Annotated in this window: 20 protein-coding genes and 4 tRNA genes; 9 read left to right on the forward strand and 15 right to left on the reverse strand. The window is 41.7% G+C overall.

Annotated elements, in window-relative coordinates; all coding sequences use genetic code 11:
• Positions 1-2: 2 nt before the first annotated feature.
• The 8 genes from N521_RS05010 to N521_RS05045 all read right to left on the reverse strand — a co-directional run bounded on the left by N521_RS05010 (position 3) and on the right by N521_RS05045 (position 5534).
• Positions 3-866 carry a two-component system regulatory protein YycI gene (locus tag N521_RS05010; RefSeq protein ID WP_024718467.1) on the reverse strand — a complete coding sequence of 288 codons (864 nt, stop codon included), beginning with the start codon at positions 864-866 and terminating at the stop codon, positions 3-5.
• Positions 853-2232 carry a two-component system activity regulator YycH gene (gene yycH / locus N521_RS05015; RefSeq protein WP_035390105.1) on the reverse strand — a complete coding sequence of 460 codons (1380 nt, stop codon included), beginning with the start codon at positions 2230-2232 and terminating at the stop codon, positions 853-855. The genes N521_RS05010 and yycH overlap by 14 nt, the downstream gene beginning before the upstream one ends.
• Positions 2222-4060, reverse strand: coding sequence for a cell wall metabolism sensor histidine kinase WalK (gene walK / locus N521_RS05020; RefSeq protein WP_007497390.1), 1839 nt, complete (start codon positions 4058-4060; stop codon positions 2222-2224). Before walK ends, yycH begins: the two co-directional genes overlap by 11 nt.
• 7 nt (positions 4061-4067) lie before the next feature.
• Positions 4068-4775 (reverse strand): response regulator YycF, encoded by a 708-nt coding sequence (gene yycF / locus N521_RS05025; RefSeq protein ID WP_017359978.1) that lies wholly within the window; start codon positions 4773-4775, stop codon positions 4068-4070.
• Between the two features lie 348 nt (positions 4776-5123).
• Positions 5124-5196 (reverse strand) — tRNA-Phe (locus N521_RS05030).
• A gap of 26 nt (positions 5197-5222) precedes the next feature.
• Positions 5223-5299 (reverse strand) — tRNA-Asp (locus N521_RS05035).
• An 81-nt stretch (positions 5300-5380) separates the two neighbouring features.
• Positions 5381-5452: transfer RNA gene (locus tag N521_RS05040), tRNA-Glu, on the reverse strand.
• Between the two features lie 6 nt (positions 5453-5458).
• A tRNA-Lys gene (locus N521_RS05045) sits at positions 5459-5534 on the reverse strand.
• Positions 5535-5868: 334 nt separating this feature from the next.
• Between N521_RS05045 and N521_RS05050 the strand changes: the two genes are divergently transcribed.
• On the forward strand, positions 5869-6393 hold the full coding sequence (locus N521_RS05050; RefSeq protein WP_008347497.1) for a peroxiredoxin family protein: 525 nt from the start codon (positions 5869-5871) through the stop codon (positions 6391-6393).
• A 230-nt stretch (positions 6394-6623) separates the two neighbouring features.
• Here the strand turns inward: N521_RS05050 and N521_RS05055 are convergent, their stop codons facing one another.
• The 4 genes from N521_RS05055 to N521_RS05070 form a co-directional block, all read right to left on the reverse strand.
• Entirely contained in the window at positions 6624-6833 is a 210-nt protein-coding gene (locus N521_RS05055) for a hypothetical protein (protein WP_035390108.1), read from the reverse strand.
• A 15-nt stretch (positions 6834-6848) separates the two neighbouring features.
• Positions 6849-7982: a DUF418 domain-containing protein gene (locus N521_RS05060; protein ID WP_035390110.1), complete on the reverse strand. Its 1134-nt coding sequence runs from the start codon at positions 7980-7982 to the stop codon at positions 6849-6851.
• A gap of 131 nt (positions 7983-8113) precedes the next feature.
• Entirely contained in the window at positions 8114-9409 is a 1296-nt protein-coding gene (locus N521_RS05065) for an adenylosuccinate synthase (protein WP_007497400.1), read from the reverse strand.
• 216 nt (positions 9410-9625) lie between these two features.
• Positions 9626-10228, reverse strand: coding sequence for a TetR/AcrR family transcriptional regulator (locus N521_RS05070; RefSeq protein ID WP_231493294.1), 603 nt, complete (start codon positions 10226-10228; stop codon positions 9626-9628).
• Between the two features lie 115 nt (positions 10229-10343).
• On the opposite strand from N521_RS05070, the gene N521_RS05075 reads away from it, so the two are divergent.
• Positions 10344-11549: a cytochrome P450 gene (locus N521_RS05075; protein ID WP_035390114.1), complete on the forward strand. Its 1206-nt coding sequence runs from the start codon at positions 10344-10346 to the stop codon at positions 11547-11549.
• Positions 11550-11582: 33 nt separating this feature from the next.
• Here the strand turns inward: N521_RS05075 and N521_RS05080 are convergent, their stop codons facing one another.
• From N521_RS05080 to N521_RS05090, 3 genes are all read right to left on the reverse strand, one after another.
• Positions 11583-11996 carry a VOC family protein gene (locus N521_RS05080; protein WP_008347509.1) on the reverse strand — a complete coding sequence of 138 codons (414 nt, stop codon included), beginning with the start codon at positions 11994-11996 and terminating at the stop codon, positions 11583-11585.
• A gap of 131 nt (positions 11997-12127) precedes the next feature.
• The gene (gene dnaB, locus N521_RS05085; protein WP_003214779.1) at positions 12128-13492 is read right to left on the reverse strand and encodes a replicative DNA helicase; all 1365 of its coding nucleotides are present in this window, start codon (positions 13490-13492) and stop codon (positions 12128-12130) included.
• Between the two features lie 282 nt (positions 13493-13774).
• Entirely contained in the window at positions 13775-14731 is a 957-nt protein-coding gene (locus tag N521_RS05090; protein ID WP_035390116.1) for a DUF4885 family protein, read from the reverse strand.
• Positions 14732-14840: 109 nt separating this feature from the next.
• Between N521_RS05090 and N521_RS05095 the strand changes: the two genes are divergently transcribed.
• From N521_RS05095 to N521_RS05120, 7 genes are all read left to right on the forward strand, one after another.
• Positions 14841-15698: a hypothetical protein gene (locus N521_RS05095; RefSeq protein WP_035390118.1), complete on the forward strand. Its 858-nt coding sequence runs from the start codon at positions 14841-14843 to the stop codon at positions 15696-15698.
• A 498-nt stretch (positions 15699-16196) separates the two neighbouring features.
• Positions 16197-17078, forward strand: coding sequence for an alpha/beta hydrolase (locus tag N521_RS05100; RefSeq protein WP_035390120.1), 882 nt, complete (start codon positions 16197-16199; stop codon positions 17076-17078).
• Between the two features lie 209 nt (positions 17079-17287).
• Positions 17288-18913, forward strand: coding sequence for an ABC transporter substrate-binding protein (locus tag N521_RS05105; RefSeq protein ID WP_035390123.1), 1626 nt, complete (start codon positions 17288-17290; stop codon positions 18911-18913).
• A gap of 98 nt (positions 18914-19011) precedes the next feature.
• Positions 19012-19977, forward strand: coding sequence for an iron-hydroxamate ABC transporter substrate-binding protein (locus N521_RS05110; RefSeq protein ID WP_035390125.1), 966 nt, complete (start codon positions 19012-19014; stop codon positions 19975-19977).
• Between the two features lie 89 nt (positions 19978-20066).
• Positions 20067-20855: an alpha/beta hydrolase gene (locus N521_RS05115; RefSeq protein ID WP_035390127.1), complete on the forward strand. Its 789-nt coding sequence runs from the start codon at positions 20067-20069 to the stop codon at positions 20853-20855.
• 18 nt (positions 20856-20873) lie between these two features.
• Positions 20874-21017 carry a YycC family protein gene (locus N521_RS19080; protein ID WP_080987766.1) on the forward strand — a complete coding sequence of 48 codons (144 nt, stop codon included), beginning with the start codon at positions 20874-20876 and terminating at the stop codon, positions 21015-21017.
• 22 nt (positions 21018-21039) lie between these two features.
• On the forward strand, positions 21040-22254 hold the full coding sequence (locus N521_RS05120) for a CynX/NimT family MFS transporter (RefSeq protein ID WP_035390129.1): 1215 nt from the start codon (positions 21040-21042) through the stop codon (positions 22252-22254).
• Positions 22255-22271: the final 17 nt, after the last annotated feature.

Genomic DNA, 22271 nt, shown 5'->3' on the forward strand with positions numbered 1-22271 from the left:
TCTCACTCCAATGAAGATTTGTCTTCTTTCTCTATATGATCAAGGGTTGAGCCATCAATGGCATTGATCAAATATTCTTCCTCTGTCTTTTTCTTTGAACCAGTTGCCACGCCTTCAATCTCTACTCGCCATACAGGAACCATGACTTGAGTGCTTGCACCTGGGTATTGCGTGTAGTAGCCAAGCTCCACTTTTTTCACTGTCGTGTTTTGGCTCAGCATATTTTGTGTATATAAGTCCTTCACCGTTTCAAGCGCTGGGACAAGGGTTTCTTTTCTCACTTCATTAATCGATGTCACCATCGACTGCCGATACGAGACGACCTCGTTTTGATCGTTCACATCCAATGTGATCTTCCCGATGGTTTCGGTGTCATCAAGACCTTCTTGGAAGATGTATTTTCCTTTATACGTTTGGAAAAAGACGATTTCACCTGTTTCTTCATCGATGCTCCAGAGCTTATAATTCTTGCCATCCAGCAAACGCTGGCTCACAAGATTGGTCGCTGCTGTTTTCATATCTTTTTTCGGCAATGCAACTGGTTTATTGAAGGTCATTTCAAGCAGGGTGACAGGATCATCTTTCTCGGTTTTCGGGAATGTGCTTTTCGTCTTTTGATCAGCTAATCCGTCGACATCCTTTTTCGTATATTGCTTTTTCTCAGCTGTAATGCGGTATCCAATCTTCGCTTCATCTGATAGATTGCCATATTTGATTCCGTCTGCCTTCATTTCTTCCAGCGTATCTGTTTTTTCGATAATCGCAAAATGATCGGTCGATCGCTTTTCAAAGTATTGAAAACCTAGAAAGATATCGAGAACGAGAAAGGCTAGGATAAAGATCGTTTTGGTCTTATTCCACTCCATGATTCTCGCTCCCCTCTGTCAGCAAATCATTCGTTAAAATGACGGTTTTTCCGTTATATTTCATACACCATACTGGCTCTAGCCAGACAAACATCGCTTGATCTTGATCTGATGCCGTGGATGTCGCTTGATAGGCAGGGAAAATCTGTTCAATTTTCTCTAAATCATCATACTTCGTCTGCTTGATGATCAAGTTTTTCAGCTCTGTCCCATTCATCAGTTTGACCTGTTCACTCTGACTCGCTTTGTTGCCGAGAATGTAGTTTGGACGCTTATAACTCAAGATGTCATCATTCGCCCATTGTACTTCAAGTGATGTCATACCAAATGGATGCTTTGTGCTGTTGACGATCGGCAGTCCATCCATAAACATATTAAAGGACAGCTGCTGGTTGCTGTTAATGCCGAAGTATTGATAATTATCGGTAAAACTTCCGGTATCATTGAAATATTTCACGCTTCGCTTGATCAAATCTCCCGTTTGGAATACGGTACTAGAATTGATATTACGATGCTGATATTGGATGCGGTGGTCTTTTTGATTTGCTTCAAGACGACTCGTTCCATCCGTATACACCGTCCGGTTTAAATTAGATTCCTCCCCAACTAGACTTGGGTCTGTAAACAAAGCGTCCTTGAATTTGCTTGTCTTAATCGTTTCGATAAAGAACATTTTCGCTTCAAGCTGCTTTTGCTTCTGCGGCAGAAGGAACTCTCGTTTTGAATTCGTAGAGAAAGTATATAGATCATAGCGCGGCATCTCGTTTTGAGCGGCTGCAATACTATCCATCAGATTACGATAGTTGGCTGATTCAATCGTCAGCTCAAGCACCGTTTCCTTGCTGTATGAAACCAAATAGACTTTCTTATTGGCCTTATCCGGCTGAGCGAACGGCACAATCATCCGGTCAAATGAGTTGTATTCAATGGATTTATTCGGCCATTTAAACAGCGCTTGGAAAATATCAATTGGAATCGGATCATTGAACACAAGATCCAATGTTTTGCCTTGCCCCTCGCGTCCATAGAAGAAATTCTTAAATTTCTGCTCGGAATATTGGTCCGACACATCGGCAATCTCTTTGACATCCCACAGGCTCACATCATTCCAAAAGTTTTGGAAGAGTTCCTTTTGATCCACTTTGAAATGCTCTCCATTGGAATGGATGAACATCTCACGCGGTTTCACGACATCAATGAGACTCCGAGGCTCGTCGCTTGAAATCTTCTTCGTTTCCACGACCTGTGTACCGGCATCCGCCTGATCCTGCATGACGGGCTGGAACATCCAAATATTCCACGTAAACACAAGACTGATCGCAATTAGGATTGTCAATATAATGGTTTTAAAGGTCTCACGCTTCATCCCAATCATCCTCTTGTTCTTCATTGTACGGAAGGGTAAAGGTTACCGTTGTTCCTTTTCCTTCAATGCTGTCAGCCCAAATATCTCCGCCATGAGCCTGAACCATTTCTTTTGCAATCGCAAGACCTAGGCCGGTTCCGCCAAGTTTTCTTGTTCTTGCCTTATCCACTCGATAAAAACGTTCAAAGATTTTATCCATATCCTTCTTCGGAATACCGATTCCTTCATCTTTGACACTGAATAACACAAGACCTTGCTCCTCATCCAAATCGACAGTGAACGTAATGTGTCCACCCTCTGGCGAGTATTTCATAGCATTGGAAATGATATTATCGAGCACCTGAGTGATTTTATCTTGATCAATTTCCACATATATTTCACGCTGCGGCAAGTTGCGGATGAAATCGACATGCTGCTCCTTCGTCATTTCAAAACGATCAATGACGAGCGAGATAAACCTGATAAAATTCGTCCACTCACGATTGAATTGATAATCCTTGCTGTCGAACTTAGACAGCTGGAGCAGGTCATTCACAAGTCTAATCATGCGCTCTGTTTCATTTTGCGTGACACTGAGGAACCTTGGCGCAAGCTCTTTATCACCAATCGCACCTTCAGCGAGTGCCTCAAGATAGCTTCGCATCGTCGTAAGCGGTGTGCGCAGCTCATGCGATACGTTCGCCACGAATTCACGACGTTCCGCATCAATTTTTTCCTGCTCGGTTACGTCATAAATGACCGCGATCAAGCCATCAATCTTCCCATGCTCTTTCTGAATCACTGAGAAATTGACACGCAAAACAGACAGTTGATCTTCACGTTCAATTTCTAGCAGCATGGAGTCTTGATTTTCGACTAAATCTTCAAATGTATGAGTTTCTTCTAAGCCAAGCAAGGATGTGATCGGCATCTCTAGAGCTGTTTCACGTGAAACATTCAAAAGCTCTAGTGCCGGGCTGTTTAATAGAATAATGGCCCCGTTTTGATTCGTGGCAATGACGCCATCGGTCATATAGGCGATAACAGAAGAAAGCTTTTTCCTCTCACCCTCTGTCATCAGCTGCGCTTCCTCCAGCTCTCTCGTCAGATGGTTAAATGTCGTTGCTAGTTGACCAATCTCATCATGTCCATACTTTCGGACCTTTCTGGAAAAGTTCCCTTTGGCGAGCTCGATCGCTTGCTTTCTCATATCCGAAATTGGGTGTGTAATGGTTCTGAATATGAATATACCAAGTAGAGCGGTCGTCCCAAGTGCGATGAGTGTACCCGTCGCCAAAATGGTGTTGATCGTTCGCATTTGGTTAAAAACACTTTCCATGGATGAGACCACATAAATGACACCAACAGTTTCTTGGTTCTCATTTTTCACGGCTGTTGCTGATATGCGGACTCGTTTATTCGATTCTGGGTCATAGAATTTTTTCTCGTAGTCTTTGCCAACCGCAAAAATACGGCTAATGATTTGATCTGTGATTTTCTTCCCGGCAATCTCTTGACTGCCGTTATTCACAGAGGCAATGACTTCTCTGCTTTCATCAATATAGCTGACTTCAGAAATTTCATTAGACTCATCTTTGTTGTTAAAATCGTTTAAGATCTTTTGAGCATCCTCTTTTAATTCTGCCTTGCTTTTCGATGAATCTTGTTCCAGGTAATACGATAACGAGTAGATTCGCTGATTCAAGGAATTATCATATGAATTAATTAAGGACTGCTCTAGCTGCTTCACAAAGTACACGCCAATAATCTGCATGGCGACAATGATCAGCAGCACATAAATCAAGGTCAATTTAAAGTGAATCGAGCGAAAAAAACCTACTTTACTCATAAGAATCTTAGTCCTGCTCTGGGTTTCTTAAATAGTAGCCGACGCCTCGTCTTGTTACGATCCAGCTCGGGTGGCTAGGGTTGTCTTCAATTTTTTCACGAAGACGGCGGACTGTCACGTCTACTGTACGGACATCTCCAAAGTAATCGTAGCCCCAAACCGTTTGCAGTAAGTGCTCACGTGTCATGACTTGTCCAATATGTTTCGCTAAGTAATGAAGCAATTCGAACTCACGATGCGTTAATTCAATCGTTTCGTCACGCTTAGACACGACATACGCATCTGGGTAGATCACAAGTGAACCAATCTCGATATCATTTGATTCAGATTCTTCCTCTGATTGCGGAGCAGCCGTCTGTCTTCTTAAATTTGCTTTTACACGTGCAAGCAGCTCGCGTGTACTGAATGGCTTTGTGACATAATCGTCCGCGCCAAGCTCAAGACCAATGACTTTATCGATTTCAGAGTCTTTTGCTGTCAGCATGATAATCGGCATATCATATTTCTTTCTCACTTCACGGCATACTTCAACGCCATCTTTGTTCGGCAGCATAATGTCGAGCAAAATGATGTCTGGCTTAATTTCTTCTACCATTTCAAGGGCTTCATTTCCGTCATACGCACAATGAACCTCGTAGCCCTCTTTTCTTAAGTTAAATTCCAATATATCCGCAATCGGCTTTTCATCATCTACGACAAGAATCTTTTTTTCCATTGTGATTTCCTCCTGCATTTTTAGCATCTATGTCATTCCATTTTGCATGTCTCATTACGCCTTTTTCATTTACGAAAAAAAAGGCTCACTGTCTATTATAACGTTTTAAGAGGCAAAGATAAAAATAATAACGGCTTTCTTTGCTAGTAAACGTTGGATAGAAGAACTTCACCCAAAAGATTTGATGACTTTTTCCTTTTTTATTGAAACTTTTCCAGTCACCAAACGTCTATATACATGTAACGTCTTCTTCTTATGGAGCCGGGCCCTACCTAGGTCCGGCTTCTCCCTTTTTATGCCTTCTTTTCATAATAAAAACGCACCTGCGATTGCAGATGCGTTTGGAAGTGGCTCGGGACGGAATCGAACCGCCGACACACGGATTTTCAGTCCGTTGCTCTACCAACTGAGCTACCGAGCCATCATCAAAAGATGAATATGTATAAATGGCGGTCCGGACGGGACTCGAACCCGCGACCTCCTGCGTGACAGGCAGGCATTCTAACCAACTGAACTACCGGACCTCAGTAACTTGCCCGAAAAAGCAATCGTGGTGCTCCTTCAAGCAAGTGAGGAAAAATTAGCTTAACGCTAAAGTAAATCAATGACCCGTACGGGATTCGAACCCGTGTTACCGCCGTGAAAGGGCGGTGTCTTAACCGCTTGACCAACGGGCCAAAACATGGTGAGCCATGAAGGACTCGAACCTTCGACCCTCTGATTAAAAGTCAGATGCTCTACCAACTGAGCTAATGGCTCTCGGTTTGTGAAAAGTAATTCTGAAGAAGTTGTACTGCGTCAAACCAATCGCTTTAAAAAAGCTGGAACATCGCATCCTAACAAGTTTCAGAGACCTTTGCAACAACGAGATTTATAATATCATAGAGTAATTACATATGGCAATACGTTTTTCGACATTTTTTTAAAAAAAGTGTCGGATTTGATATCTTCTGTTAAACCGCCTAATCCTGCAAGCGCCTTCATTCAATCAATGGCTACTGCCCAATCCAGCACACAGAAACGTTTGATTCCGACCAATATTGGTTATACAAGAAACAAACAGCATGGTGATTGAAAAAGGAGGAAGCATAGGATGAGTTCATTTAAATTAGGAGATAAAATGCCCGATTTTTCACTGCCAACAGTGCAGGGCGATCACATTGAGTTTTACAAACATTTAGAGGAGCATCAAAGCTGGCACCTCCTCGTTTTCTTTAGAGGATCATGGTGCCCAGTATGTGTCGAGGAATTAAAAGAGCTGGAAAAACAGCAATCCTATTTTCAAGAAAAGGATATTCACTTAATGACGATTTCAACGGATAACCCTGAAGACTTGAAAGAATTTGCAGACAAAGAGGGACTTTCTTTCCCCATCATGTCTGACCAAAACCTCACATCATTGAAAGCCTATGAAGTCTTCTATCACGGGGAAGATGCCCCATACGAAGACCACGGGGTGCACGGAGAACCTGCCTATTTCTTATTAAATGAAAAAGGCCAAGTCCTCTATCAGCAAAGACAAACAAGTCCATTTGGCAGACCACATGCCAACGAACTGCGCAAAATCATTCAATACATTCGTAAAAATTTAAAAGGCCAATATAAAAGCCTAAAATAAAAAAGAAGCTCTCGTCAGAGGGCTTCTTCAATTGATGACAAAGGGATAAAATGAACTTTATTTTATCCCTTTATCTTCTTTTCAGCGTAGTTGAAAACCTTTGAAGTCTAGGAAAGACGAGTACCGGCGCGGAGCGAATTTGACATTCGTGAGCACCGGCACGCAGGACTGACAACGAATGCGAGGGTTTGTCTACACGCTGAGAAGCCCTCGTCAGAGGGCTTCTTTTTTTATGAATGTTTTTTATTGTATAGCCAATCTGCGGTGAAAAACACAAGGAGACCTGTCATTAAAATCACAAAAGTGACGGGTGGTCTGTCATCTTGGAAAAACGCATACAACGCATGTCCTCCTAATGCTAGAAGATAAAAAACAAACGCCGATCCTGCTGCTTTTTGTGCATTGGCTTGTTCTCTTTTCGTCGTTTTTTTGAAAAACATTGTATCTATTCCCCTTTAAGATGCTTTCTTCATTGTCACCCGGCGAAGTGCCTGTGATCGGATATACTCCATTGGTCCAATCCGCCAGACGTTTAAGCAAAGGGCTGAAATGGCAATTTGCAGAAGTGAAATGAACAGCCATGACAAGACGATAAGGGGGGCGTTGATTTGCCCGCCAAGACCCAATCCCCAGCTATAAAAAAGAAGCGAGCAGATGACATTTTGCAGGATATAGCAGCTAAGCGCCATTTTTCCTACATATTCAAACCAAGTCCACATGAACCATGATTCCGTCCGTTCTAAAAGCTTCGCCACAACAGCAATATAGAATATAGAGAGGAATGGTGAAAACACATAACGCACCACAAATTCTACTATGTCATTTGGTACGAAGACGAGCGCATTCAGCGGCAGTCCAATCCACAAACCCATTCTGAATAATGTTTTCCGCAGAGTTTGCCCACGCTCATTTGCATAAAATACACCGGCTCTCATCATCCGCACACCTAATAAAAACAAAAAGGTATTCATTGGGATAATAAAGATTGCTTCTTCTCGATACATCAAAAAGTGCTGTACTCGGTCTTGAACTTGAGATATCCATGTCTCCGGCAGTTGTTCTTCGTACGCTGGTTCACTGCTCCCGTCATAGGATTCAGTTTCCAATTCAGAGAAAGAAAATACAACGAGAAAAGCCGTCACCAACAAATGAATGACACCCGAGACAATCATGCCTTTTTTGATGCGCCGACTTCCTCCACGGACAATAAACGCCACAAGCAAACCCGTGACGGCGTAACTCATGAGCACATCATATTCCATCACTAGCGCAAAATGGACAAAGCCTTCAATCAATAAGAACAAAAGAATCCATAAATATGTACCCGGCCAAGTCGTATTTTTTCTTTTCGCCTGCTGGTATTTCAGCTCTAGCCCTACACCAAACATGATCGTAAGCAGCGATAGCATTTTGCCATAAACGAACATAGAGACAAGACTTTCAAGAAAACTGCCATTTTCATATTCATCCGCAATCTGATCTGTCGCAAAGGTATCCCCTGCGTACGCAAAAAACCAGACATTTGTACCCAATGTGCCTAATATCGCAAAACCTCGTAAAATATCTAATAATCGTATTCTTTCTTTCACTAGAACGCTCCTTCCCTTTTATACAGTTATCACATTTTGGTAATGACAGGAAGAGCGTTCCGTAGAAATTAAGGAATATTTAAACAAAAAAACACCAGTAAAATGTGTGATTTTACTGGTGTCTGATCAGTCTATAATGATGGACGGTACACGCTGCGGACAACGTTCGTTTGGGAACGGTCTGGTCCGACTGAGAAAATAGAAAGTGGAATACCTGTTAATTGTGAAATGCGCTCTAAGTAATGACGGGCATTTGCAGGCAGTTCACTTAAATTCTTCACGCCTGTAATATCCTCTGTCCAACCTGGCATTTCTTCGTAGACAGGTTCACATTTCGCTAATTCATTTAGACTTGCTGGGAATTCTTCAGTGATTTCTCCGTTCAATTTATAAGCAACACAGATTTTCAATTTCTCAATCCCTGTCAGTACATCGATGGAGTTAAGAGATAAATCTGTAATTCCACTCACACGGCGTGCATGACGGACAACAACACTGTCAAACCAACCAACACGGCGCGGGCGGCCAGTTGTCGTACCGTATTCACGGCCAACTTCACGGATTTGATCGCCAATTTCATCATGGAGTTCTGTCGGGAATGGGCCATCACCTACACGAGTTGTGTAAGCTTTTGATACGCCGACCACATGTTGAATTTTCGTAGGACCTACACCAGAACCAATCGTCACGCCTCCAGCCACTGGGTTAGATGACGTCACGAACGGATATGTCCCTTGATCGATATCAAGCATAACGCCTTGTGCCCCTTCAAAAAGAACACGGCGGCCTTCATCTAGAGCATCGTTCAATACAACAGATGTGTCCACAACATATTTTTTCACTTGCTGACCATATTCATAATACTCATCTAAAATATCTTCAATTTTGAAGCCTTCTGTGTCGTACATTTTCTCTAAAAGACGATTTTTCTCTTCTAGATTACGGGCAAGCTTCTCTTCAAATACTTCACGATCTAATAAATCTGCGATACGGATTCCTACGCGGGCAGCTTTGTCCATATAAGCTGGTCCGATTCCTTTTTTCGTCGTACCGATCTTGTTAGCCCCTTTCCGCTCTTCTTCTACCTCGTCCAATTTTAAGTGATAAGGCAGAATGACATGGGCTCTATTGCTGATTCTGAGGTTATCTGTACTCACATTCCGTTCGTGAAGATACGCAAGCTCAGTGACCAACGCTTTAGGATCAACCACCATTCCATTACCGATGACACAAGTTTTCTCTTTGTAAAAAATACCGGATGGAATGAGGTGTAGCTTGTAAGTCACTCCATCAAATTTGATTGTGTGACCTGCATTGTTTCCCCCTTGATAACGGGCAATCACCTCTGCATTTTCTGAAAGGAAATCGGTAATTTTCCCTTTCCCTTCGTCACCCCACTGCGTACCTACTACGACTACTGAAGACATATCGTGCACCTCCGTTAACCTTTCAAAACGTTATCTCTTTCAAACACATTTATTTTATCAATGGACAATGAAAAAGTCAACGTGAAATCCGAACATTAATATCTTGAAATCAAATTTTGTTCGTTTTACATGTGAGGAAAAGCGCTTTAATTGCTCATTCTACGCTTGAACAAGAAGATTTCGATCAAAATTACTGTTTTTCTCATTTCCGTTTGTTCAGTGATTTTCAATCAATTGAATCATCGAACTTGCCATAAAGTCGGGTGAGTATGGTCTACCTTTTCTCAGCCACCACTCAGCTGTTCCAACATAAGCAGAAATGACAAATTGCTTCTGCATCTCGAGAGGAACGTGTTGTGGATCAGGTGTTGAACCTGTGACTTCTTCTAGCCCTAAAGTAAAGCTTTCTTCAAAAAAAGCACTGGCCGTCTGATGAATATTAAGCTCTCTTCCCCTTTTCAAGAGAATCTGATACTCCTCTTCATGTTCCTGCAAATGCTGATAAAAGCGGTAAATATACACATATGCTGCATGATCGCTCTTCCACTCATTTTCATGTACAGGAGCAAAAATAGCCGTTTTCATGACATCAAACATCTCATCCATGACCTGCTGAGCCAAGTCAAACTTATCCTCATAATGCTGATAAAAGGTGGTGCGATGGATTCCTGCCTTGTTCGTCAAATCTTGTACAGAAATCTTCCCCCATTCCTTCTCCTTTAATAACTGAAATAACGCTTTTCTTAATTGTTGCTTTGATTCAGTTGCGCGCTTATCCCCTCTGTAGCAGTCCGCCACAAGCCGCTCTCCCCTTCCCATTTTCTTCAACAGATTTCGCCTTTCTGTTGGTTGAATCCTTTCTCCTGATGAATTACCTTAAATCTAACACAGTGAAAAAAAGGAATCATCTGACAACCCATAAGGAGTGATGATCATGGAAACAACAACACCTAGTGCCGTTCAGAAAGCGTTATTAAGAGGGAAAAATAAGCAGGACCCGTATCACCCATTTGATTGGTACGCCAAAATGCGTCAAGAATCCCCTGTTCATTTCGATGAACACAGCCAAACATGGAGTGTCTTCACCTATGAAGAAGCAAAGCGCGTCACCATCGATAAAGATACCTTTTCTAGTCAACCTCCTCAAGACCACCGGAAACATTCACTGATGAAAACAATGGTCATGATGGACCCGCCAAAACATACACGAATCCGTTCCATTGTGAGCAAAGCCTTTACACCCCGGGTGATGAAATTGTGGGAACCACGCATTCAAGAGTTAATGGATGATCTCATTGGACAAATAGAAGGTAAGGAAGAGATTGATCTTGTTCAAGACATCTCCTATCCGCTTCCTGTGATAGTCATTGCAGAGCTTTTAGGTGTGCCAACAGAACATAAACAATCCTTTAAAGAATGGTCCGATATTCTCGTCAGCATGCCTAAAAGTGAACATGAAAAAGATGTCGTTGAATGGCAAAAAACACGGGATCAAAGCGAAGCGGACATGATGGCGTTTTTTGCTGACATCATTGAAGAGAAGCGGCAGAACCTTAGTGAGGATTTGATTTCGCTTTTAATCCAAGCGGAGGAAGATGGAGATAAGCTGTCCGCAGACGAATTAATTCCTTTCTGCAATCTTCTCCTGTTAGCAGGCAACGAAACAACCACCAACCTGATCTCCAATATGATCTTTAGTTTGTTAGAAAATCCGGGGTCGTATGAAGCGCTCGCTCAATCATCTGACCTCATTCCTCGAGCTGTGGAGGAGGCTGTCCGTTTTCGTGCCCCTGCGCCTACCATTGTCCGGTATGTCACAGAAGACACCGAACTTGGAGGAAAAGTCTTGAAAAAGGGAGACAGTGTGATTGTCTTTCTTGCTTCTGCGAACCGGGATGAGCGTCAATTTCCAAACGCACATGAGTACGATATACACCGGCACCCTAATCACCATATTGGCTTTGGCCACGGCATTCATTTCTGCCTAGGCGCACCACTTGCTCGCCTGGAAGCCTGCACTGCCATCAAAGCCATACAGTCACGATATGAATCACTAGAGCTTCTCTCGTACGTCCCAATGACAAGCAGCGGTATGTATGGACTAAAAGCACTGAAGCTCCGTGTCACGTCTCGTTCCTAACAATCTGAGACTCCCACGAGATGGGAGTCTTTCTTAATCAGGTGTAATTCCTTCTGTATTCATGAGCACCACTCGATATCCATCTGGATCTTCAATCGTCACGCCTCCTCGATCCCAGTACGGGTTCGTAGAGGTGACATGCCGTCCACCAAATGCGATCAGTCTCTTTTTCATCTGCTGAAATTCTTCTTCATTCGGAATATAGAATACAAGCAGCTGCTCTGGGTGGGGAACAGGCAAGCTTTCGTCTTCTTCATGTTTGGTGATTTCCAGATGAACATGCTGGTGAGGAAGCCCAAGCATGACCCCATCATACCCTTCATGCTGATCAAATGAGCCAATTCGTTTCAGCCCTAAACCTTCTTCATAAAAAGAAACAACCTCTTTCATGTTGACGGTCGGACGTGCGATGCGTAATTGAGCGGCTTCGAATTGTTGAAACTTCATCAGTCATCACTCCTTTTCTCTCCCTTTAGTATACGCTCTCTTTTTCTCCCACTCCTCCTCATTTCGACTGTTTTTCAGTCATTCTTTCGATGTAGATGGATCAAAAAAAGCCCAGCTTCTTGAGCTGGGCTTTAAGCACCGGGCGGAACACCCGCATCGTCAAATCTTCTTTCTAAGTTGACGAATTTGTTATATTCTTTCACGAAAGCCAGTGATACCGTTCCAACTGGACCGTTACGCTGTTTCGCAATAATAATTTCAATAATGTTCTTATTCTCTGATTCTTTGTCATAGTAATCATCACGATAAAGGAACGCCACAATATCGGCATCCTGCTCAATACTTCCTGATTCACGAATATCAGACATCATCGGACGTTTATCCTGACGCTGCTCTACCCCACGAGAAAGCTGTGATAAGGCAATGACCGGCACTTCAAGTTCTCTTGCTAGTGACTTTAAAGCCCTAGAAATTTCAGATACCTCTTGCTGACGGTTATCGCTTGATCGTCCACTCCCTTGGATGAGCTGTAAGTAATCAATCAGGATCATGCCAAGTCCGTTTTCTTGCTTCAAACGGCGGCATTTCGAGCGAATTTCACTGACTCTAATGCCAGGTGTATCATCAATGAAAATCCCACTGTTTGATAGCGAACCCATCGCCATTGTCAACTTACCCCAGTCCTCTTCTGTGAGATTACCGGTTCTTAGGTTTTGTGCATTGATATTTCCCTCGGCACAAAGCATACGCATGACCAGCTGCTCAGCGCCCATCTCTAAACTAAAGATGGCGACACTTTCATCTGTCTTGGTCGCAACGTTTTGTGCAATATTTAACGCGAAGGCTGTTTTCCCTACGGACGGACGAGCCGCTACAATAATCAAGTCATTTCGCTGGAAGCCAGCTGTCATCCGGTCAAGCTCTGAGAAACCCGTTGGAATCCCAGTGATATCACCTTTTCGATTATGAAGCTGTTCAATATTATCATATGTCTGAACAAGAACGTCTTTAATGTTTTGGAAAGCTCCTGAGTTTTTACGCTGAGCCACTTCCATAATGGTTTTTTCAGCATCACTCAATAGATCTTCTACTTCATCCTCACGCGTATATCCATCCTGTGCAATGGTTGTCGCTGTACGGATCAGACGTCTTAAAATAGATTTTTCTTCCACAATTTTTGCATAATATTCAATGTTTGCGGCAGTTGGGACAGAGTTCGCAATATCTGTTAAATACGAAATCCCGCCTACCTCTTCTAGTAAGTCTGTATTGGCAAGTTCTGATGTCACCGTGACAAGGTCAACCGGTTCCCCTCTATCACCAAGTACAAGCATCGCATTGTAAATCTTTTGATGCGACATTCTATAGAAATCCTCTGGAATTAATACTTCAGAAGCGAGCGTTAGCGCAGATGGTTCTAAAAAAACAGCACCTAATACGGCCTGCTCGGCTTCTATATTTTGCGGCGGCAGCCGGTCATCGAGAAGTTCCGTCATGCCAAGCACCGTCCTTTCATAAAAAAATACGCTACTCATCATTTTAACATTTTCATCAATAAAAAAGTGAAAAACATCAACTATAGTCAAAATTACCATGTCGATGTTTTGTTGAACAGCGAAACAACACACTTCAAATAGAAAAGACTCTGTAACATAAATTGTTATAGAGTCCTTTGTATCGCTAATGGAATTTGTAGCTGTTGTTCACACATGTGATCGATACTCCAACATGGCATGAACACGCACATGATCAAATATTGAAAATATCAGGTGCGTTTTTTAATCTATCGTTTTCTTAACTCCGTAATTCACCTTTTGTCCAATGTCATATAAAGACCCGTTTTCATACCCAATAGATAACACCAAATCGGGAATAGAATCATACCCGTTCTTCGCTAGATCAAAGAGCTGTGCACCATAATGTGATGCAGCAATGCGGGCATTTTCTGCTGTGTATGGGTTTTTCAGAAGTTCTTCTTTGTAGATATCAAAAATGTTCGCTCCGGTATCCGTTACAAATTGACCGTTTACAATGCTTAAATCTTTTAAGTCGTAGCCTGTCACCGTTTTGATTTGATTGACAAGGTGGAACTTTGCAAGTGAATTCGGCGTGAATTGAGTCGAATCATCATTTCTACTTTTCATAATATGAAAAAATAGTTCTCTTGTATTGTTGCTTGTATTCAATATGTCTTCTATTTGTTTGGCTAGGGTTTCGTCTGTTGTTCCACTCACCACTAATTTAAAATGATTGGGGTCAATGGTAAAAGTTAAATTGGCGTTTTTAGGAATATTCAAACCATTGGTAGAAAACAAAGCTTGCAGTTGTTCGTTCACCTTCTGACGATTTAATAGTTTCTTTTCTACACTTTCTTGGGTAGGATCGTACCGTTTTTCATTACGGAAGGCGGCATCATTAGAATTATAATGTCCTCCTGTTCCATTATTAGCCCAACCAATCTCAATAGAGTAAGCCGCTTCTCTTTCCGATTTGGTTAAATCACTTCTGAAATAAGGGGAGTGTTGATTTCGATACTTATCGTATATATGACCATGAGGATCTTTAAATCGTTTATTTTGTTCATTTATTTTTTCGTATTTTTCATCTAATATTTTCATTCGTCTATCAGATTCGGTCATCACTTCGTTTGTACTTTTAATAGCTGATTGACCTTTAGAGTCTATTTGGTTCAAATTGTTCGAAGAACTGGCTGTGTATGACGTATTAATATTCATTTTGATTCTCCTTTTTTAAGAAAATAGTGATTATTAAATATATCGGCATTTCAGTTAAAATTTGTTAGTTTGATGTCGATATAGTAATTATTACAAGGAGGGTTAATATATGACAAATACTATCTTTAAACGTTTATTATTACCAGCATTATTATTGGCGCTTGTTACTAGTTTTTTCGCACCAACGTCAGCAGAAGCAGCAATTACGGGGAATAACAGTCCTAACACTGCAAGTTCAATGGGATATTGGAAAAATAGTCGTTCAGACACGACAATCTTACCTGAAGGTGAAAATGAAGCGTATTATCAGTTTACGATCAATAAAGGTGAAAGAGTTTATGTCAGAAGTTCGTATAATAAGCAATATACTGGGATGAAAATCGAGGTGTATAATTCGAAAAATTCCGACGGGAGGTCTAGAGTCATTAATCCTGACTCAGTAACACCCTTTATTTTTGCAAATACTGGTGACGTGACTTCAACTTCAGAAACTTATTTTGTGAAAGTAACCCGTGGTACATATACCGGAGACATGTATTTTTCTGTTTCCATTCAAGATCGTATCAAATCTGGAAATGGGACATTCAATTTTACGGGGACGGCTACAAACTTGGGGAATTCTTCTTTAAATTTTTTAGGGGTTGATTCTTCTGTCATTACAATGGATTTAACGAACAATTCTTCTATTCCTAAAAGTGCAATTGTCAAATCGATTACGACAACTAGCACTCAAACACCCAACCAAGGGAATGTCACACACAAACTAATGGCTAGTGATAGTAACATTTGGTATCAATCACTTTTCTCCTCTGCAACAAGTGGTTCTTATCGTATATCTCTGGATGATCAATTAAGAGTCGCTCAAAAATGGAGCTTTAAGTACAACGCAAAAGCTACCGCGAGATCTACTATGAGCAATGTCAAAGCCGATATCCGTTACGAATATGATGTCACAGATGGATTTTAAGTGAATGATGTTAACAGATATGTACACCAATTGATCAAAAAGTAAGGGCACATCCCTTACTTTTTTTATTGCCTCATTTTTGATGTTATATGTTATTTCGCCACTTTTAAAACAGCCCCTCCTCTTTCAACACGCTCTCTAGCAGAACCCCGACTGACCATTTCATTTTGTTATGAATGAAAATGTTAAAAAGAAGAGTAGTGTATTTTTGTATGAAAGGACGGTGCTTGGTATGGCGGAACTTCTCGATGACCGGCTGCCGACGCAAAATATAGAAGCAGAGCAGGCCGCATCAATGAATTGGGCGAAATTAACATTTACATAACTTTATGAACATTTGACTTTATAATTAATAACTATTATTATTTGGTTTGCTCACATGATAATTGAGAATCATTTTCATTTGAAGTTTTCAAGTAATACTCTCATCCAACCAATATTCACAAGTCTGCTTTTATCACCATATGAGGATCATTTTGAGGAAGGGAATTTTTATATATGTTGAAACACCCTGAAGGAATGGGTACTGAGAATTCACTTTTCGGAGAAAGCCGCCCCTTTTTTATACCTGGGACGGAGCAACTGGATATCACAGCACACCCATACAGACTTTTTATATTTAAACCGAATGCTACTCCTCCAGCGGCTGGTTTTCCAGTCATGTACGTACTTGATGGAAATTCGCTTTTTGGCACAATGGTCGAAGCCATTCGTTTACAGTCAAGAAGACCTGAAAAAACAGGAATCATACCTGCAATCATTGTTGGAATTGGCTATCAAACAGAAGAATCCTATCATCCGCTTAGGCATTATGATCTCACTCTTACCGCCCCTGATGCTTCCATTGGGAGGAAAAGAAAGGACTTCTCCAACCATACATATGGCGGCGCTTCTACTTTCTTTTCTTTTTTAGAAATGACGGTAAAGCCCTATATCGAACAACGCTTTCCGATCAACCAAAGTCGTCAAACACTGTTTGGGCATTCTCTTGGCGGTCTTTTTGTATTACACACACTATTTGAGCACCCTGATGCTTATCAGACATATATTGCAGGGAGCCCTTCTATCCACTGGAACAAAAAATTATTTCTAGAAAAAGAACACCAATTCACCAACTATATACGTCAGGTGCCTATGGATGTCAGGCTGCTTGTAGGTGTAGGTGAGTTAGAAAAACATCATCCATGTCAAATGAATGATCATGCCAATTCACTAGCAAATCGTATGTTGCCTTTATCGTCATACGGCTTGCATACTGCCTATCACGAGTTCCCTGAAGAAGGACATACGTCCGTTTTGCCGGTGCTGATGAATTATGCTTTTCGTTTTGCACTCTATCATGATGATCCTTTAACAACCACAGACATGAAAAAAAGCTAGTGAACACACGAAATATAGTGATCTATCTCAAAAGATTGCCCTTATCACAGGCGCAGGACGGACAACGAATGCAAGTATTTCTCTATACCCTACGCACCCTGATCTCCATCAGGGTGCTTTTTTGACAGAATAAACACACCATTTTCCAGCTCTTTCTGATACAATTCAATTGAGAATATTTATCAATTAATAAGAGATCAGGTGGTTTTATGGGAAACAATCATCAATTATGTACAAAGGTAAATGCTGAACAATGCATTTATCGATTAACATATACTGAAAAAATAAATAATGCAGATCTTCCACATACGGAGCAGCAGTTTTCAGATACTTTCTGCCTCCTCTTTAACATAAGCGGCAGCGGTTTACTTACATTGAATGATCAAAGATGGCGATTGAAAAATCTGACACTCTATACGATGATGCCTGGGGAAACATTTATGTTGAAAACAGAGCCACATCAAAAACACGAGCTCTATCTGTTTCGCTTTCAGATGTACACGCCACAAGGTCAAAGCATAGAAGAAGTATCAACTGAACAAGCCCAATCTTTACTGAATGTATGGCAATTTATCGATATTAGCTCGATTGAACACATTCATTCTTTACTGTCCGACATGACAACAGAATGGCAAAAACCTGAATCCATTAGCTTTTTTAGAAGCCAAACCCTTTTTCAACAGCTCATCCTGCAGCTTTTCACACTGCATAAAGAAGACATTTGTGACACAACACACGCCCTTTTCAAAACAAAACAATATATCGATCAACATTCCGAAGAACCTCTCAGCCTTACAAGTCTATCTCATATGGCTGGTATCAGCGCCAATCATTACAGCGAGTTATTTAAAAAGCATTTTGATGTGAGTGTCACTGATTATATCACCAAGAAAAGACTGGCTAGAGCCAAACAGTTCATGGCAAAAGGTCATGCAAAGCTCAAAGACATTGCACAGGACATCGGCTATCAAGACCCCTATTACTTTAGCCGCATCTTTAAGAAAAAAACGGGTATCACTCCTTCTGCTTATATGAAAAGCCGTCAACGGAAAATGGCTGCCTATGGCCATTCCATACTCGGGCAGCTCACACCTATTCATATCATCCCATATGCTGCCCCTCTTCACCCTAAATGGACAGCACATGATTTTGAGCATTATGCAGAAGAAATTCCGATTCATCTGAGTGCACATCGTATCAACGAACACGCTGAAGCCAATTTACAGCAATTGAAGGAAGCACAACCTGAGCTGATCATTGCCAATGATCATGTGACAGAGGAAGAAAAACAAGCGTTGAAAACCATCTGTCCTGTTCACTTTGTTCCATTCACACAATTGGATTGGCGCGCTCAATTCAGACAAACAGCTCTGTTCTTAAACGAAACGAGGGAAGCAGAAGAATGGCTGCTTCATTACGAAGAACTCGTCATTCAAGCGAAAAAGGCATGCCTTATTGATCATCCACCAAGAACCGTCCTGCCTCTTCGTATCTTTCAAGATCAGCTCTACTTATCTGTCAATCGCACCATGTCAGAAGTAATTTTTCATGACATTGGCCTTCTGCCAGCTTTTCAGAATGATGGCCAGCTCATCGAAAAAAAAATCAGCATTCACTCTATACAGCAGTTAGACCCAGATGCCATCTTCCTTTTGTTGCATAAAGAACCAAAAACCATTGCTTTTTATCAAAAGTTAAAGCAACAGGAGGCTTGGCAAAATCTCAAGGCTGTGACGCAACAAGCTGTCTATCCACTCGCTTCTGACCCTTGGCGTGAATACACAGCAGCCAGTCATCAACGAGTCATTCAGGACCTTTTATCTTTTTTTCCGTAAAAAGTCCATCACTAGACAGATCATTGTCTATGGATAAAAGGACGAATGACTACTACAATCTTTAATTGAGAACAATTATCAGTTAAAGGAGAAAATAAATGAAAAAATGGTTCGCATTGCTTATCCTTTGTTTCATGACGATCACCGCAGCAGCCTGTGGTGCTGCAGAAAATAAACCGGCTTCAAACACAACCAAAAGCAAGTCAGCTGAAGCAGCAGAAACAAACATCAAATATTTAGATCAAACGTACAAACTCAAAACACCAGTGAAAAGAGTCGTCATTGCTGGAAGCCTAGAATCGATGGAAGATGCAAAACTACTTGGTATCGAGCCTATTGGTGCTTCTACTGTCGGCGGCAATTTCCCGGAATTATTTAAAGACATTACAGCAAAAACAGAAGGCATTGGGGAAAAAACAGAACCGAACCTAGAAAAAATCTTAAAACTAAAACCAGACGTGATACTCGGATCAACCAAGTTCCCGCCTGCAACAATTAAAAAAATAGATAAAGTTCAAACGACGATCCCAGTATCACATGTCTCTTCCGACTGGAAAAGCAACCTTTTATTACTCGGTGAACTGACTGGAAAAAGTGAAGAAGCGAAAAGCATCATTTCTGATTATCAGAAAGATCTCAAACAAGCGAAAGAAACCCTGAAAGACAAAAGCAACAACAAAACAGCTGTCATTTTACGCATTAGACAGGGCGACCTGTACGTGTACCCTGAAGACGTATACTTCAACTCTACTTTATATGGGGACTTAGGATTTACAGCACCAAGTGATATCAAAAAAGCCAAAGCACAAGCAATGATTTCATTGGAACGCCTAGGTGAACTCAATCCTGATTATATCTTTGTTCAATTCTCCCAAGAGGAAAACTCATCGAATCCAAATGCATTGAAGGACTTAGAGGGAAATAAAATTTGGAACAGCCTAAAAGCTGTGAAAAATGGACACATCAATGAAAATGTCGTTGATCCTATGCTTCAGGGAGGAACAGCACTAAGCAAAACCACCTTCCTTGATCAGGCTGTCAAATGGCTAGATCAAACCAACTAAAAAGATGCGCATCTTGACAAAGGGCTAAACATTTTAGTCCTTTGTTCTTCTTTTCAGCGGAGCTTGAAAACTTGAAGGAGAGAATACACATGAACGGAACGTTTCTATATGACGAATTGAACGGGCGGCAGCTTGATATTTACCTTCCACCGGACACCTCTATTGATGTTCCAGCTGTCTTTGTACAAGATGGCTCTTCTTTGTTTAGAACCCACCTGCTAGAGATCGAAAGCATGATTGAAGCCAAAACCATCTCGCCAATCATCATCGTCGGTATACACCCCTTCAATCGACTTGACGAATATACACCATGGAAAGCATCATCACTGCATTCTGGATTCCCTGACTTTAAAGGTGAGGCACAGACATATGTGTCATTTTTAGCAAATGACTTGCTTCCATATATCAAAAGAGAATACCCAGTTAAACAGACCGGTCATGAACATAGCCACGTAGGTGCTTCATTAGGTGGACTCTTTGCTATTTATACCTTATTCATGTACCCTGACCTTTTTAAAAACATCGCGTCCCTCTCCGGGTCATTTTGGTATCCAGATTTTCTATCGTTTGCTAAACAACAAAGCATTCAGTCTGTGGACCACCTTGTCTATTTGTCTGTAGGCAGTGAAGAAGGGAAAGGCAAAACATCTGCCCAACAGCACATGCCTTTATTCAACAAACAACTCCATGATCTTTTATTACAGAAAGGGATGCAGGAACGAAAGCTTCACTTTCACATTGAACAAGGAGAGGGCCACCATCTGAAACAATTTCAAAAAAATTTCTTATCGGCCATCAAGTGGTTTTATAAAAGAAAACCCAAATTTTTTATCAGCAAGTCACAAAGTCGATATGGTATATTGGAACGTATAGATTGAAAGAGGAGGGATTTGCGCATGAGACCTTTACAAATCTCAGCCGATACCGCACAAAAGCTTGCTGTATCACTCAATGTACCGTTAGAGCAAATCATGCATATGCCGCAGCACATCTTATTAGCTAAATTAGCGGAGCTTGAACAGAAGAAAGATCGTCCTTAAAGAAATAAAGGAGTTTACATTCATGGAACAACAACTAGAAAAATCAACATTTCATCCTCGCAGTACAGGGCAAACCATTTTGCTGATTGCTGGGATTTTACTCATTGCCTTTAACCTGAGGCCAGCCATTACGTCTGTTGGTCCTGTGATCGGTGCCATTCGTTCTGATTTACAGCTTTCAAATGGACTGGCTGGTTTCCTCACGACATTACCACTGCTCTCATTCGCATTGCTATCTCCCATTGCACCTAAAATCGGAAAACGTCTTGGGAATGAACGAACACTTTGGCTTGGGCTTGCTGTCCTGCTCTTTGGGATTGTCATTCGTTCATTTGGCAGCATCACCTTTTTAATGATGGGAACGGCGCTAGTAGGCGTCGGGATTGCGATTTGTAATGTGCTTTTACCTGGACTTGTGAAACATAAATTCCCTGCACATGCTGGATTAATGACAAGCGTGTATACGACATCGATGTCCGTTTTTGCTGCACTTGCATCTGGTGTCAGTGTTCCGCTCAGTCATGCGATGCCTGGGGGCTGGAATACATCATTCCTTGTCTGGGCCGGACTTGCCCTTCTTGCGATGATGGTGTGGGCGCCGCAGCTTCTTCATCAGAACACAGCGGCTGTCAAAAGCATTTCGCTCAAAGAGCAGCCAATATGGCGTTCACGTGTCGCTTGGCAGGTGACCTTTTTTATGGGCTTGCAATCATTCCTTTTCTACAGCAGTATCGCATGGTTTCCTGATATTTTAACATCACATGGCATGAACTTAGCGACAGCGGGATGGATGCTGTCCATTATGCAGTTCACTGGTCTGCCATCGACCTTCTTAACGCCCGTTTTTGCAGAAAAATTAAAAACGCAAAGACCGCTTGTCGTCGGCCTTGTCCTTGTGTATTTACTCGGCATGATTGGTCTCCTTCTCGGAGGGTCGACGCCTATTCTTGTCATCTCTGTGCTATTCATCGGCGTCGGACAAGGGGCCAGTATCAGTCTTGCCCTCACATTTATTGGATTAAGAACAACCAATATGGAACAAGCAGCTGCCCTCTCTGGAATGGCGCAGTCACTCGGTTATTTATTAGCCGCTGTTGGTCCATTCATGATCGGTATCCTTTTTGATGTGACACATACATGGACGCCATCCATTATCATCTTTATCATCGTCCTATTTTTCATGTTTATATCCGGTATGCGTGCTGGACGAAGCGTCTATATTTCAGATCCATCATAAACAAAGAACCCGCCTCA

Origin of the sequence: Bacillus sp. UNC125MFCrub1.1 (assembly GCF_000701305.1) — a bacterium.
In the GTDB taxonomy this organism is placed as follows: domain Bacteria; phylum Bacillota; class Bacilli; order Bacillales; family Bacillaceae; genus Bacillus; species Bacillus altitudinis.

Bases quoted from the DNA above. Each gene is read 5' to 3' on its own strand.
- N521_RS05110 (WP_035390125.1), top strand. From the start codon at position 19,012: ATGAAAAAATGGTTCGCATTGCTTATCCTTTGTTTCATGACGATCACC.
- N521_RS19080 (WP_080987766.1), top strand. From the start codon at position 20,874: ATGAGACCTTTACAAATCTCAGCCGATACCGCACAAAAGCTTGCTGTA.
- N521_RS05120 (WP_035390129.1), top strand. From the start codon at position 21,040: ATGGAACAACAACTAGAAAAATCAACATTTCATCCTCGCAGTACAGGG.
- N521_RS05080 (WP_008347509.1), bottom strand. From the start codon at position 11,996: ATGAAGTTTCAACAATTCGAAGCCGCTCAATTACGCATCGCACGTCCG.
- N521_RS05055 (WP_035390108.1), bottom strand. From the start codon at position 6,833: ATGTTTTTCAAAAAAACGACGAAAAGAGAACAAGCCAATGCACAAAAA.
- yycF (WP_017359978.1), bottom strand. From the start codon at position 4,775: ATGGAAAAAAAGATTCTTGTCGTAGATGATGAAAAGCCGATTGCGGAT.
- N521_RS05115 (WP_035390127.1), top strand. From the start codon at position 20,067: ATGAACGGAACGTTTCTATATGACGAATTGAACGGGCGGCAGCTTGAT.
- N521_RS05065 (WP_007497400.1), bottom strand. From the start codon at position 9,409: ATGTCTTCAGTAGTCGTAGTAGGTACGCAGTGGGGTGACGAAGGGAAA.
- walK (WP_007497390.1), bottom strand. From the start codon at position 4,060: ATGAGTAAAGTAGGTTTTTTTCGCTCGATTCACTTTAAATTGACCTTG.
- N521_RS05050 (WP_008347497.1), top strand. From the start codon at position 5,869: ATGAGTTCATTTAAATTAGGAGATAAAATGCCCGATTTTTCACTGCCA.
- N521_RS05105 (WP_035390123.1), top strand. From the start codon at position 17,288: ATGGGAAACAATCATCAATTATGTACAAAGGTAAATGCTGAACAATGC.
- N521_RS05010 (WP_024718467.1), bottom strand. From the start codon at position 866: ATGGAGTGGAATAAGACCAAAACGATCTTTATCCTAGCCTTTCTCGTT.
- N521_RS05075 (WP_035390114.1), top strand. From the start codon at position 10,344: ATGGAAACAACAACACCTAGTGCCGTTCAGAAAGCGTTATTAAGAGGG.
- N521_RS05090 (WP_035390116.1), bottom strand. From the start codon at position 14,731: ATGAATATTAATACGTCATACACAGCCAGTTCTTCGAACAATTTGAAC.
- dnaB (WP_003214779.1), bottom strand. From the start codon at position 13,492: ATGACGGAACTTCTCGATGACCGGCTGCCGCCGCAAAATATAGAAGCC.
- N521_RS05100 (WP_035390120.1), top strand. From the start codon at position 16,197: ATGTTGAAACACCCTGAAGGAATGGGTACTGAGAATTCACTTTTCGGA.
- yycH (WP_035390105.1), bottom strand. From the start codon at position 2,232: ATGAAGCGTGAGACCTTTAAAACCATTATATTGACAATCCTAATTGCG.
- N521_RS05095 (WP_035390118.1), top strand. From the start codon at position 14,841: ATGACAAATACTATCTTTAAACGTTTATTATTACCAGCATTATTATTG.
- N521_RS05070 (WP_231493294.1), bottom strand. From the start codon at position 10,228: ATGGGAAGGGGAGAGCGGCTTGTGGCGGACTGCTACAGAGGGGATAAG.